Origin of the sequence: Portibacter marinus (genome assembly GCF_021533195.1) — a bacterium.
Lineage (GTDB): Bacteria > Bacteroidota > Bacteroidia > Chitinophagales > Saprospiraceae > Portibacter > Portibacter marinus.
In genome coordinates this window covers 539,600-554,644 of the sequence record NZ_JAJNKB010000002.1, presented here as the reverse complement: position 1 = coordinate 554,644, position 15,045 = coordinate 539,600, and the positions used below count along the sequence as shown (strand labels likewise).

Below are 15,045 nucleotides of genomic sequence, written 5' to 3'. Positions count from 1 at the left end.
ATTAAAGTCTACCAACCTTCATTTTGTCTATATCCGTAGACTAAGATCTCGTTGAATGGTATGGCTATTTTCTCTTGAATGTTAGTGTATGCATCAGGAAATTCTTCCAAGAAATCCTGATATTCCTTTTGTTCTTCTCCATGGGCCAACATGACCTCTCTAAATGTACCGTATCTGATTAAGTCAGAGTACCGTAAGCCCTCGAAGGCGAGTTCTAGACGCCGCTCCTTCCTAATGAGTTCCAATAGCTTTTCCGGTGTATCTACGTTAAGATCGTCATTGGGATTTCCGGGAAAAACCGGAGATAAGCCTGCTCTGGATCTAATATCATTTAGTATAAAAATGGCTTCATCAGATAAGCCTTCCAATATGGTCATAGCCTCACATTTCATTAACAATGTCTCCGCATATCTGAATATCGGTAAATTAATGTCACTTCCTCCTGCCACTACTGGTGGATAAAAGTATTTCTTGATATAGGGGACTGTATCCATATCCTGTTCATAAACATAAAATGCAATGCTCGCATCTTTTCTCTTATCGTTGTCTGCAAATGCCCGAACCATGTCTCTGGTAGGAATATTCTTTCCATTTAGGCTTCCGATATTGATCCCATTTTCACCTGTTAAATCCTGGCCACTTGAATTGGGTAGCCATTGTAGAAAAAAACCTGCTCCTTGATTGGCAACGCTTAAAAATTGAGCGGCAAAAATAATTTCATCATTATCATATCTGTTCTGTGGGTTAAATGCATCTTCATAGTTACTGTTCAAGGCATATTCATCACTATCACATACCATTTGGAGAGCTGGTAATGCTTGCTCATATTCTTCGCGAAAAAAGTGAATTCTCGCTTTTAGCATTAAAGCTGCAGCCTGACTTGCCCTGCCTTCATTAGCACGGCTCCATCTCATAGGTAAGTTGTCAATTGCTATCTCTAAATCAGGTAATATAATCTCATCAATGATTCGGTTAAAATCTTCTCTCCGTAAATTACCTGCTGCATCTGTATCTAGTAAAACCTGATCGACAAAGGGCACATCTCCAAAATAATTGACCAGAAAATAATAATAAAAAGCTCTGGCAAATCTGGTCTCTCCAATCCTGGCTTGTTTCACAGATTCATCGTCAAAAACAACGTCATCTATGTTTTCAAGCAAGAAATTAGCCCTTGCGATACCGCGGTAGGCATTATCCCATAGTGATGAAAAAGTGCCATTAGAAGCGTCGCTCAGAAAATAGTCATGACTTTCAAAAGCTTGTGCCCCACGATCTGCTGGATTATATTGAAATGTAGTATTGTCTGTTCGGAACTCTCCCAATATCCAATTGGCTCCGGTGTAAAACCCACGAATAACGGGATAAAGTGCATTAACAGCTTCAGTTACTTGCGTCTCATTCGAATAAAATTCTTCAGGAGTGTAATAGCTGTAAGGCGATCGATCTAAAAACTCTTCCCCACAACCTAAGACCAAAAAGATGGCCAAAATATATGTTAGATTTCTCATTGTTCTACAATTCAATATTTAGTCCAAATGTGAATATTCTAGGCACCGGATAACTACTGTAATTAACATTTCGTTCCAGTATTCCACCTGTAGCTCTACGTATTTCTGGGTTACCGTCGTAGGGTGAAATATAACCTACATTTTGTGCTGAAAAATATGCTGACGCATTTTGTAGAAAAGCCCATTGTTTGGCCAGACTGGTCAGTCTATAAGTCAACGTGATATTGGCTATTTTCACGTAAGAACCATCCTTTATGCCACTCGAGTTAGGCCACCTCCATCGCTGGCTACTGGAAGCAGTGGCTGTAGAAGGTACTCTTATGGTGTTAAAGTCCGTATCACCGGGTCGCCATCTACCCTGCACTTCCCGATCGAGATTAAAAACACCCAGAAAATCTCCATTTCCTAAATCAGTATTTTGCATAAACTCTCTTGAAAGATCTAAAATTTTACTTCCGTAATTACCATAAGTAACCACCCTCAAATTCCAGTCTTTCCAAGTCACATTATTTGTAAATCCAAATGAAAATGTCTCCCACGGACTGGCAAGAATCTGAATATCTTCGTTTCGATCCAAGGTTCCACTTCCATCAAAATCTTCATAGAAAGGCGCACCTACGACTGCACCCGGATATTTGGGCACATCAGGATCCTCAAGCATCTCTTCGGTGTATAATCCTAGTAATTTTAGACCTCTGAATAAACCTATTGGCGACCCTACCTGAACTATACCAGCTCTTGTTCCATTTCCAGCTGGGATAGTAAATATGGGCCTATCTTCCGCTCCGATCTTCAAAACTTTGTTACGATTCACGGTAAAGTTGGCATTAATCGTCCACGCAAAATCTTTCTTTAGATAAGGAGTAGCATTAATGGCTACTTCTACACCTTTGTTCTGGATAGCTCCTAAATTATCTATTCTGCTACCAAATCCTGTAACAGCAGGAGTAGGCACTCCAAATAATAGATTTTCTGTATTGGCGATGTAATAATCGACCTCGAGATTTAATTTATTCGTAAAAAGGCCTATATCCAAACCCAAATCGAATTGCTTGGTTTCTTCCCATTTAAGGCTTGGATTAGGCAGAGCATTAACCGCACTACCGTTAACCTCTTCTCCTCCGATGATGTAATCTGATCTACCTACACTACCTCTCCAGGCATAGTTGCCAATACGATTAGCGCCTGTAGTACCGTAGATTGCTTCCAATTTAACATTGGACAATAGATCAGATTTAGGGAACCATGGTTCATCTGAAAGTCGATAGCCTAATTCATATGCTGAAAAAACGCCATACCTGTTACCAGGACCGAATCGACTGCTTCCGTCAGCACGAACTGAAACACCTAAGTAATATTTTTCCCTGTAGTTGTATTTTATTCGGCTGGTGTAACTCAACAATGTTTGTTCGCTGATACCCTCATTCACGCCGTAATAAAATGCGGGTTCTCCTACATCGTTTACCCTTGGAACATTGTTACCACTATTCAAAAGAATAAAATCTTCATTGATGACTCTGCTTGCTGAACCACCCAAGGTCGTTTCTTGAGTCCATTCTGCAGTATAAGCCAGTAATCCATCAATGTTGTGCGCTTTGTTGAAAGTCTTGTTATAAGTCAATTTGTTCTCAGAGAGTAATCGCAAGTTTTCATAACGACCCACATTTACGAAAGCCTGTGTATTCGTAAATGCAGGCTCTAAGCCACTAGCGGATATGCTTGCAGGCACAAAGCCCCTCCCTCTATTATTAAAATAAAAGCTACTGGCTGTCGTTCTGAATGCAAAGCCTTTTCCAAGTCTAACTGTAGCTCCGATATTGGCCTGGATGCTTCTGTTTTGCTTACTGTTTTGCTGTTCCATTAGATACCTGACGGGATTGACCTGATAAAACTGGGTTAATACACCTCTGGTATCTCTGGTCAAGTTGCCATTTTCATCATAAATCTGCCCAGTTGGATCCGCCCATCTGGCTACATTTAATACGCTATAGACCGAGAATTGGCCCGAGCCGGGATCAGTATTCCCAGTGCGATTGTCTGTCCAACTAGGAGCCAGACCAATATTTAGGTCCAACCACGGTTTAACCTTAGCATCCATATTTAATCGCATGGTATAACGTTTCAGACCAGATTCAATGACTACCCCTTCCTGATCCAGAAAACCAGCACTTAAGCTATATCTCAAATTCTTGGTCCCTCCGGACAAATTCAGATTGTGATTTTGCATGAAACCATTCTGCGTCAATGCTCCGAACCAATCCGTTCCCTCTCCATACTGGCTAGGGTTTCTAACATGCTCAGGAATTTCATCTTCTGTAGGGAAAACGCCATTCTTCAAAAAGAATTCATCCCTAAATCGCTCTCTGTGAAATGTGGCCAATTCTGTCGCATTCATGATGTTAGGAACCTCCCAGGAAGGAATGGTTTGCAATCCATAAGAGGAATTATACTTTATGGTAGGTTCACTTGGTTGTCCCCTTTTGGTTTTAATGATCACCAAGCCATTGGCTGCCCTACTGCCATAAATGGCCTTACCCGAAGCATCCTTGATCACACTGATCGATTCGATGTCATCAGGATTGATTAAGGTTAGAAAGTTATCACGCTCGGCATTGTAATTTCCTATAGGAATGTCATCGATCACAATCAGGGGAGCGCTCTGAGGTGAAATTGAATTGATTCCTCTGATTAAGAACTCGGGACCACCTCCAGGAACTCCGGTTCCCTGCCTTACTTGTACACCTGCAATCTGTCCGGCGAGGGCCTGATTATAAGTAGTGATGGGTTGCTGTTCGATTTGCTTAGTACTAATCGTTCCCACGGAACCTATCAGGTCTCGCTTCTTAACTTCGCCATATCCGATGATGACCACTTCATCAAGCATCTCTTCATTCTCACTTAGGACAATATTGATGGTTGATCTTCCATTGATGGGTACGGTTTGAACCTCAAAACCTACATAACTGAAAAGAATGGGGCCATCAGCTCCTGCAACATTCAGGCTGTAATTTCCATCGATATCACTGGTTGTACCTAATCCATCGCCATCTGCTAATACAATATTGACCCCTATCAAAGGGTTGCCATCTTCATCCGTTATCTTACCTGTAACGGTTTGAGCAGAAATAGAAATAGAAATGCACGCCATGATCATGACGCTTAAGTAATGGGTCAGTTTTTTCATACAGTAATATTCAATCTTTATACTTCACAGCCCTTCAATCATTAAACTATGAAATAATATTCTGAAAACAAATTAAGAAGACTCTTAAATTCTCCCGTTCTGCTCTGTTATGTTTAGAATCTCTAAGAACTATAAGGAATTGCGGAACTTAATATGGAAAGGATTTTTCACGTTTAGCTTATCTCCACTCGTCACCAACTCTGCCGCTGTTTTCCCCAATTGTGCAAAATCTGTAGAAATGGTTGTAATGCCATCCAAAAGTATTTCTTTTAATGGCGTCTCATTATACGATATAATGCCAATGTCCTTTCCAGCTTCCAGATGAGCAGACTTCTGCTTCTTTATTAAAGTGACCAAATCATCTTCCATAGTGACCACATATGCAGTTCCTTTTTCTATTTGATAGGAATTTAACTCTTTAATCACTTCAAAGTCTACGTTGAGTTCGGAGCAATACCTAATGAAGCCAGATACAATTTCCTTAGGTTGATAAGTGTAATATGGAAAGATCAATTTTAGACGCTGATACTTCTGTAGTCTGGTCGTTGCTTCGTTGAGCACCCTAAAAATGTCGGATTCAAAATCCTGATATACGGAGGCATAACTACCTCTTATGCCCTTGATGTTTTTATCAAGAATAAGGAGCTTGTTTTTGGGAATTTCGTTGAGTATGTCAATGGCATTTAAACCACCCTCTAAAAAATGGCCAATGATGACAAAGTAATGATAGTTCTCTTCTAATCTGGGCTCCAATAGGGATTCAAATAAACGATAATCATTGTTGTAAATATAGAAGTCCACCTGCGCATTTGTCCCAAGATGATGGACAAATGAATCGTAAATAATCTTTTTATGTTGACTTAATTTATTAAAAATCAATAGAATTTTCTTAGTAGATTTAGTTGCGGTTCCTTTGACATAATATCCTTTTCCTGGAACAGACTCAATGACATTCATTCTCTTGAGTTTGTTATATGCCTTAACAATGGTATCTCTGGAAATATCATGCCTTCTCAACAAAGTATTTACAGAAGGTAATCTGGATTCAGCTTGAAATTTACCATCCTGAATTCCATTCATCACAGATTCTACAATTTGTAAATACTTTGGTTTCTTTGAAAGCTGATCAATTTCAATATGCCATTTTGACTTTGTTTCTACCATGGTGGAAATATAAATAAAATTATATTTTAGAATAATAAAACATATAATATTGTAAATTAGGAAAGATACATAGTTTTCTATATCATATTGTATACAGAATAGAACGGAATGGAGGTAATGACCAGTTCTTATATTTTGCCTCTATCGTTAAATAATATAAAGAGTCATGCAAGAGGTACAGACATTTAATCATGTGAATTTTTTATGGGATGAAGAACATGCTTCTTCTCTTGGTGATGATCAAGTCGCCTTATTTTTGTACCGATCAAATATCCTGGGAGCAGATTTAAGAATTACCAATTATGGTGGTGGAAATACCAGCTGCAAAACAATTGAAAAACATCCTTTAACCAAGGAAGATGTAGAAGTGATGTGGGTAAAGGGATCAGGTGGAGATATTGGCACACTTACGAGGTCTGGAATTGCTGGACTTTATACAGATCGAATAAGATCTTTGAAAAATGTATATCGCGGAATAGAGCATGAAGATGAAATGGTCGCTTTGTTCTACCATTGTTTATACGATTTGGATAGCAGGGCTCCATCTATTGATACCGCTTTGCACGGATTACTACCCTTTAAACACATTGACCACCTCCATCCTGATGCCCTTATTGCAATCGCTGCCGCGAAAAATGGTAAAGAAATCACCAAAGAAATTTGGGGCGACAAAATGGGTTGGGTTCCCTGGCAAAGACCTGGCTTTGATCTAGGTCTTCAACTCGAAAAATGTCTGAATGATAATCCGGAAATTAGAGGTATTGTTTTGGGTAGTCACGGCCTTTTTACCTGGGGTGAAACCTCCTATGACTGTTACCTCAATAGCTTGGAAGTGATCGAAATGGCTTCAGAATATATTGCTGAAAGGGAAGGAAAAGATCGTCCCGTTTTTGGCGGAGAAAAAGTAAAAAGTCTGCCAGAGGATAAAAGAAGGACGCAAGCTACCTTACTGGCTCCGATCTTGAGGGGATTTTGCTCTTCTCATAAAGACATGATTGGCCATTACACCGATGACTCAAGAGTCTTGCAGTTTGTAAACAGTCATGACCTTGAAAAATTGGCTCCTCTGGGCACATCCTGTCCTGATCATTTTTTGAGAACCAAAATCAAACCACTTGTGCTTGATTTAAGTCCTAATGAAGATCTGACTGATCACGAATCCATCAAGGCTAAATTAGCACCAGCTTTTACTCAATATAGAGCTGATTACGCAGTATACTACGATAATTGTAAGCATCCGAATTCACCACCCATGAGAGATCCTAATCCCGTGGTCATCCTTTATCCAGGTGTAGGTATGTTTACTTTCGCTAAAAACAAGCAAACAGCGAGAGTGGCTGCTGAATTTTATACCAATGCTATCAATGTGATGAGAGGTGCGGAAGCCATTTCAGAATATACCTCACTTCCTCGACAAGAGGCATTTGATATAGAGTATTGGTTGTTAGAAGAGGACAAACTCAAAAGGCAGCCTCCTGAAAAACCACTTTCAAGAAAAATAGCTGTCGTAACGGGTGCGGCAGGTGGTATCGGAAGAGCTATAGCTGAGAAATTGGCATTGGAAGGTGCAAATGTGTTGTTAAGTGATTTAACCGAAGAAAATCTCAAAGAAATAGATGCTGAACTGGGAAGGGATGTCTCTGCCTATGCTGTAGCTGATGTTTCTAAAGAATCTTCTATTGAAGCCATGTACGAAGCCGCCATTTTAGCATTTGGCGGGGTAGACATCATTGTCCATAGTGCCGGACTAGCCATATCTAAGCCACTTGCTGAAACAGAAAGTAAAGATTGGGAACTGCTTCAAAATGTCCTGGTCAAAGGGCAATTTTTATTGGCACAGAAAGGAGTACAAATCATGAGGAAGCAGGGAACGGGTGGAAATATCATCAGTATCGCTTCGAAAAATGGATTGGTTTCGGGACCTAACAATGTTGGCTATGGTACGGCTAAAGCCGCTCAACAACACATGAGCAGATTATTGGCAGCGGAATTGGGTAGCGAGGGAATCAGAGTAAACACAGTCAATCCTGATGGTGTCATAGTAGGTTCAAAGATATGGGAAGGAGAATGGGCTGAAGGCCGGGCCAAGGCATATGGAATCAATGTAGACGAATTGCCGGCACACTATGCTAAAAGAAATCTATTGAATGAAATCATTCTTCCTGCAGATATTGCTGACGGTGTTTTTGCCTTCCTTGCGGTGGCAAAGAAGAGTACAGGCAATATTTTAAATGTCGACGGAGGAATGGCCTCTGCGTTTGTGAGATAATAAAATTAAATTGAAAGAGAAAATTCAGGAACTGAATGCCCGCAATGAAAGGCATGTACATCAACTTTCACATCTAGGTGAGGAATTGGAAGTAAAAGGAGTTAACGTAGACAGAATCATTAAAGATCTGAGTGATTTTCAGGTCGCAGTACCATCTTGGGCCCTTGGTGCTGGCGGTACCAGATTTGGAAGGTTCAGAATCGGTGGTGAGCCGTCTAATCTAGAAGAAAAGATTCATGATGTGGGCATCATTAATGATTTAACAGGAACAGCAGATGCGATTTCTCTTCATATTCCGTGGGACATTCCGGATGATCCTTCAGCCACAAAACAACAAGCGGAATCCCTTGGCTTGAAGTTCGACGCCGTAAATTCAAATACTTTTCAGGATCAACCCAATCAGGCACATAGCTATAAATTTGGCTCTCTCTGTAATGAAAACAAAAGTGTTCGTGACCAGGCGATCGAGCATAACTCCGAAGTCATCGATATAGGCAATGCACTGGGGTCGAAAGCCATTACCGTATGGCTGGCAGATGGATCTTCTTTTCCTGGACAGGCCAATTTTAGAAGAACACTTGGCCATACTGCCGATAGTTTAGCTCAGATTTATCAACGAATGCCGGACGATTGGTCCATGTTCATCGAATACAAACCTTATGAACCCAATTTTTATCATACGGTAATTCAAGACTGGGGTACCTCCTTTTTACTGGCAAATGAAACTGGAGATAGAGCATATACTTTAGTGGATCTAGGACATCATCTTCCCAATACCAACATTGAAAATATTGTATCCACCCTCATCTACCAAGGTAAACTTGGAGGTTTTCATTTTAATGATAGTAAGTATGGTGATGATGATCTGACAGTTGGAAGCATTAAGCCATATCAACTTTTCCTCATTTTCAATGAACTGATCTATGGAATGAATAATAATGTGGCGGACAATCCGGCCTTAGCATGGATGATTGATGCCAGTCACAATCTCAAAGATCCTATTGAAGATTTAATGCAAAGTCTGGACGCAATTTTAGTGGCCAGAGCTAAAGCTTTGCTCATTGATCAGGAAAAATTAAAAGTCGCTCAGCTCAATCAAGATGTGGTCGAATGTCAGCAAATATTGCAAGATGCTTATCGGACGGATGTGCGACCTCTCGTTGCAGAAAGTAGAATAAAGGTGGGGGCAGCCTTAGATCCTATACATGCTTACAGGTCACTGGAGATACGCAATAATCTAATTGCAAAACGTGGTATGGATTCATCGGCAAGTGGACTATAATGCAGAAAGTAACCGCGATATTCGATATTGGAAAAACCAATAAGAAATTCTTTCTTTTCGATGAAAACTTCAAAGAAGTCTTTAGAGAGTACAGAAAATTTGAAACCATCAAGGATGAAGATGGTTATGAAACTGACCAACTTCAAGCTATACAAATATGGGCGAAAGCGCTTTTTGATAGAATTATGAAAACAGAAAAGTACGATGTGAAAGCCATCAACTTTTCCACCTATGGAGCTACTCTGGTTCATTTAGACCTTTATGGGAAGCCACTTACACCACTTTACAATTATACAAAACCTATTGAAAAATCCATTTACCAGGATTTGTTTGAGATATATGGTGGAGAAGATGAACTTAGTGTTCAAACTGCTTCACCATCATCTGGAATGCTTTCAAGTGGTTTGCAGCTCTATTGGCTGAAAAAAACCCAACCTGCTATCTTCGAACAGGTTAAGTATTCTCTTCACCTGCCTCAATACATGAGTTATATTTTTACAGGGATACCTGTCAGTGAATACACCAGTCTGGGATGCCATACCATGATGTGGGATTTCGAAAGTGGTGATTATCATGACTGGGTCTATGAAGAAGGAATTGCTGCAAAATTGGGACCACTGGTCGATACCGATGTCAGTATAAATATGAATTACGATGACAGAAAAATTAGAGTCGGCGTAGGCATACATGACAGTTCTGCAGCATTGATTCCGTATTTAAAAGGCAGTAAAAAGCCTTTTACCCTTATTTCTACAGGTACGTGGAGCATTGCGCTTAATCCTTATTCAAAACATCACCTGAGTGTTTCAGAATTAAAGTCAGATTGCCTCAATTATATGACTATTGATGGTAGCATGGTTCGCGCAAGTCGATTATTTTTGGGTCAGGAGTATCAAATCCAAAATCAAAAATTATCTAATCATTTTGATAAACCCGCTGATTTTCATAAGGATGTAAAATTCAATGCTGAAGTTTACGAACAACAAAAGCTTAATAATGAAAATAGCTTTTCATTTGACGTGATAGAGACAGAGCGAGATCAACCTGAAAATACTGATTTGAATCAATTTGACACTTTTGAAGCAGCATATCATAGATTGATGATTGAGCTGGTGGATACGCAAGTGCAACATTTGAAGTACATCGAAGGAGACACAGATCAAAGAATTTTCGTAGATGGAGGATTTGTGGATAATGAATTATTTGTCGAAGTTTTGGGTCAGCGATTTCCGCGTCGAAAGATTTTGACAAGCAAATCCGCCCTCGGCAGTTCTTTAGGTGCTGCTATGGTCATTTCTGACCAGGAAATCGGGAAAAAATTCCTCAAAAAGAAATACGGCGTTAAAAAACATAAACCACTTATACTTAGTAATTTTGAAGATGGCTAAAGAAATTAAGATCAATCCATTATACCCATCTGTTGATATGCTAAGGGAAAAAGCCAGAAAGCGGATTCCCGGCTTTGCCTTCGATTACGTCGATGGAGGTTGCAACAATGAGATTAATTTAGCCAGGAACACAACCGATCTGAGGGAAATCCAATTAATGCCTTATTATTTAAGAGGGTTTAAAAAGCTGAATTTATCCACTGAATTATTTGGAGAAGTTTATGATGCTCCATTTGGCGTGGCACCTGTGGGACTCCAGGGGTTAATTTGGCCAGGAGCTACTGAAATTTTAGCTAAAGCTGCTCATGAGCATAATATTCCTTTTATCTTAAGTACAGTAGCTACAGCAGACATCGAAACGGTTGCGGAAATAACAAACGGAAGGTCATGGTTTCAACTTTATCATCCGGCAGAAGAAGAGCTGAGAGATAAACTGCTGCGAAGGTGCGAAGAGGCAGGCATCAAGACATTGGTCATCTTAAGTGACGTACCCACTTTTGGATATCGCCCCAAAGAGATAAGAAACGGGCTGAGTATACCTCCCAAAATGACCTGGAGAAACATGGTTCAAATAACCACTCATCCGAGGTGGGCGCTGTCCACACTTTTCGCCGGACAGCCTGAATTTAAAACGGTAAAACCCTATATTCCTAAGGGGCTTAGTTTGAGACATCTTGGATTATTCATGAACCGCACCTTTTCAGGAAGGCTCAATGATGATCGACTGAAACAATTGAGGGATTCATGGAAAGGTAACCTGGTCTTAAAGGGAGTGGCCAGTGCTGAGGATACAGAAAAAGCCATAGCATTTGGCTTAGACGGAATAATTGCTTCGAATCACGGAGGCAGACAACTTGATCATGGTCCTTCCACCATTTCTACAATGGATGAAATTTGTGCCGAGGGCAAAGGCAAGATTAAAATCATGATGGATAGTGGAATAAGATGTGGGCCAGATATTGCTAGTGCCCTTGCCAAAGGTGCTGAGTGTACATTTTTAGGTAGAGCCTTTATGTACGGTGTAGCTGCTTTGGGAAAGGAAGGAGGTGATCAGGTCATCAGTATATTAAAAACTGAACTCCAACAAATTATGGAACAACTGGGTTGTGAAAATATAGGAAGTTTATCAAATCATTTGATTGAATGAAAAAATTATTGTTACTTTTCTTTTTGTATACTACAGTCGCTAACAGCCAGCAATACGAACGAATCATATTAATCGTTGCTGACGACCTCGGAGCGCGAGATCTGGCTTGTTACGGAAATACATTTATTGACACACCTCATCTCGACAGCCTGGCTCGCTTAGGCGCTAAAGTTGAAAACGCCTATGCTTCCGGACCTATTTGTAGTCCTACCAGAGCTTCGATACTAACCGGATTAGCGCCTGCCAGAATAGGAATGACAGAACATCTCAGGGGCGAGCCTCCAGTATTGCCATCCCAACGTCTGATTCCTCCTGCTAATGTATCAGGTGTTGCCAAAGAGCTCCCCACAATTGCCAAAATGTTCAAGAACGAAAATTACAAGACAGCGATCGTAGGTAAATGGCACCTTGGAGGAGGAGATCAAAATCCGGATCAATATGGTTATGATTACACCTATGCTAGTTCATGGCCTGGTTTGCCACCGAGCTACTTTTATCCATTCTGGAATAATAATGTTTTTCCAGAACTTGTTGCAGACGCAGATGAAGGAGATTACCTTACTGATGTTTTAGGAGATGAAGCTGTTCAATATATAAATGAAAATCAAGAAGATCCTTACTTTTTACATCTTAACTTTTACTCTCCGCATGTTCCCATCATGGCAAAGCCGGAATTGCTCGCTAAATATGACTCATTGCGAGCATTAAATCCCTCCGAAAAGTTCCCAAACCCACATTATGCAGCCATGGTGGAATCCATTGATATCAATGTTGGTAAAATCATGGATCGACTCACCTCATTAGGTCAAATGGAAAACACATTGGTTGTATTCACCTCAGACCACGGAGGTTTGCATGTAGAAGAAGTTCCAGATTTTGCCCAACATACGCCTCCGACTGACAATGGAGAATTAAGGGCTGGAAAGGGTTACTTATATGAGGGGGGAATAAGAGTACCCTGGATCATGAATCACAATATCCTGGAAGGAATGAATAACCCTCCCATTGCTTCCGCTGATTTGTTTAATGTCTTTGCTGAATTAATTAATTCTGAACAGCGAACAGTAGATGGAGCAGACCTGACCACCTTGTCCACTTTCAATTCTGAAAATCCAAGAGCACTACACTGGCATTTTCCACACTATAGTCCTCAACATGGCAGACCTGCGTCGACCATTATAAAAGGCGAGTATAAATTTATAAGGCATTATGAAGGAGATTTTGAAGAATTATACAAATTTCAAGAGGGCGAGCGATTTAATCGAAGTCATCTGGAACCAGAGATAAGACAAGAGCTGTCAGAGGAGCTAGATCTATGGTTGGAAAAGGTTGGCGCGAGTTCAGTAGAAAATAATGCAGATTATTTCCCTGTCGCTAAGCCTTTTGAAGAAGATTTTAAGAGCGAGAACGTGGCAGATGATCAACCATTAGAGTTTTACAGTGGCGGCCAAGGATTTTTTAGTGGCTGGAATAAACTGAGCGCTAATGGATCGGCAAGGATTGTGGTAGGTGCAGAACAGAACTACATTAAATCTGCAGAAGGGGAAGTCTCCTATTCCAGAAGGTTAGATGCCCCCTATGACTTGCGAGGTGATAGATCATACTGGTTTTTCGTAGACACAAAGAATTTTGATGATACGCTGCGCTGGTCACTAGACAATATTGAAGCGCAACCCATCATAGCTCTAGGCATCCACCATGATAATTTAAGTCTTTCGCTAGGCGCTGATCAAAGAATGTGGAACATCCAAAGTGGAAGTGAATTTCTTATCCAATTGGTGCTTTCTAATGATGAACCGGATTCGATTAAACTTTGGACGGAGAACTTCAATAGTCTACAGGACCCACTTGTGATCGCAAGTGATATCAAAGACACCTTTGCGGAATCCATAAAATTCAATCTCACTGGTAAAGCTGAATTATCAATTTTGAAAGGTGGGCAGTCGCTAGCTGATATTTTTGATGACTATACGCCACCTGCTTTTGCAATGGTGACAGAAACCTTTAATTACGAACCGGGCAGCCTACTTCAGGGTGCAGGTAAAAATGATGGGAACTGGTCTGGCCCATGGATAATGCAAGGTACTTTGGGCGGAAATCAATCAATCATTGAAAAAGAGAGTATTGAGATCGACAATGACTTAATTACCTCAGGTAATAAATACCATGTCTATTACAAAAATAACAATACAAGAATAAGACTAGATAGAAAGTTAAAGGGTCCCATCACAAGCAATGGTTCCACCTATTGGATCTCATACATTAGTGATGTTGGCTCAGATAATGCACCAAATAATGTCTCTAACGTTACACTGGTCAATAGCAGTGAGACCGGCGAAAAAGCCATGCTGCTTTCGATAGGCAGACTCTATGGAAACCGCAGAATTGGTCTATCGACACCAGCAGATGGACAAAGAAAGGATGTCAACAAATTTGATATTGGAACACATTGGATAGTTTGTAAAATTGTCACTTCACCTGAAGAGGACGAGGATCAATTCTACATGTGGGTAGATCCTTTGACGACTGAGGAACCACAAGAATCTGAAGCAGATGTGACATTGTCATCCAGAGTTTTAGCAAATAGAGCTGATGTCGTTAGGATTCGTACTGAAGGAGCAGGGGGAAATCAAGCACCTTTGGAGAAAAATTTCGATGAACTTAAGATTGCTCTGGAATGGACTGGGATCGTTTCTCCTGTGAAAGAGGTCATTCCTGGTCAGGGTAACATAACGATCTGGCCTAATCCAGTTAGAAAAGAACTCTCCTTTTCGCTCGAACTGCAAACCAATTCTGAAGTGAATGCCTACATTCTTTCCGCAGATGGGGATACCCTTCAGGTGTTTGAACCCAGGTTCGTACCCGCTCAAACCAGTACAAATACTCTGATTTTAAATCAGAATATATCAAGTGGTTACTACTTCCTTCATTTAAAGATTAACGGTCAGTCCTTTACAAGAAAAATTGTGGTCATAGACTAAAAAGTACGACATCATAACTTAATTATCATATTTCTAGCCTGTCTCCTAAGCTCGTCAATCCGAACATTTATCCACTTTTATAACTAAAATTGGTATCTCTTAAATGTTTTTGAGACCTAAAT

Annotated in this window: 8 protein-coding genes; 5 read left to right on the top strand and 3 right to left on the bottom strand. The window is 40.4% G+C overall.

Annotated elements, in window-relative coordinates:
- Nucleotides 1-8 precede the first annotated feature (8 nt).
- From L2567_RS06520 to L2567_RS06510, 3 genes are all read right to left on the bottom strand, one after another.
- A complete protein-coding gene (locus L2567_RS06520) occupies nt 9-1,508 on the bottom strand; it encodes a RagB/SusD family nutrient uptake outer membrane protein (protein WP_235296941.1) in 1,500 nt (499 codons plus the stop codon).
- Between the two features lie 4 nt (nt 1,509-1,512).
- Complete coding sequence (locus L2567_RS06515; protein WP_235296940.1) at nt 1,513-4,692, bottom strand: SusC/RagA family TonB-linked outer membrane protein; 3,180 nt, start codon at nt 4,690-4,692, stop codon at nt 1,513-1,515.
- A gap of 129 nt (nt 4,693-4,821) precedes the next feature.
- Nucleotides 4,822-5,856: a GntR family transcriptional regulator gene (locus tag L2567_RS06510; protein WP_235296939.1), complete on the bottom strand. Its 1,035-nt coding sequence runs from the start codon at nt 5,854-5,856 to the stop codon at nt 4,822-4,824.
- Between the two features lie 166 nt (nt 5,857-6,022).
- On the opposite strand from L2567_RS06510, the gene L2567_RS06505 reads away from it, so the two are divergent.
- Genes L2567_RS06505 through L2567_RS06485 form a run of 5 tightly spaced genes read left to right on the top strand, consistent with a single transcriptional unit; the run spans nt 6,023 to nt 14,923 of the window.
- Nucleotides 6,023-8,125, top strand: a complete 2,103-nt coding sequence (locus L2567_RS06505) for a bifunctional aldolase/short-chain dehydrogenase (RefSeq protein WP_235296938.1) — start codon at nt 6,023-6,025, stop codon at nt 8,123-8,125.
- Nucleotides 8,126-8,129: 4 nt separating this feature from the next.
- On the top strand, nt 8,130-9,407 hold the full coding sequence (locus L2567_RS06500; RefSeq protein WP_406626662.1) for a sugar isomerase: 1,278 nt from the start codon (nt 8,130-8,132) through the stop codon (nt 9,405-9,407).
- Nucleotides 9,407-10,795, top strand: coding sequence for an FGGY-family carbohydrate kinase (locus tag L2567_RS06495; RefSeq protein ID WP_235296936.1), 1,389 nt, complete (start codon nt 9,407-9,409; stop codon nt 10,793-10,795). The genes L2567_RS06500 and L2567_RS06495 overlap by 1 nt, the downstream gene beginning before the upstream one ends.
- Nucleotides 10,788-11,942 carry an alpha-hydroxy acid oxidase gene (locus tag L2567_RS06490; RefSeq protein ID WP_235296935.1) on the top strand — a complete coding sequence of 385 codons (1,155 nt, stop codon included), beginning with the start codon at nt 10,788-10,790 and terminating at the stop codon, nt 11,940-11,942. Before L2567_RS06495 ends, L2567_RS06490 begins: the two co-directional genes overlap by 8 nt.
- Nucleotides 11,939-14,923 (top strand): sulfatase-like hydrolase/transferase, encoded by a 2,985-nt coding sequence (locus L2567_RS06485; RefSeq protein WP_235296934.1) that lies wholly within the window; start codon nt 11,939-11,941, stop codon nt 14,921-14,923. The genes L2567_RS06490 and L2567_RS06485 overlap by 4 nt, the downstream gene beginning before the upstream one ends.
- The last annotated feature ends 122 nt before the right edge of the window (nt 14,924-15,045 follow it).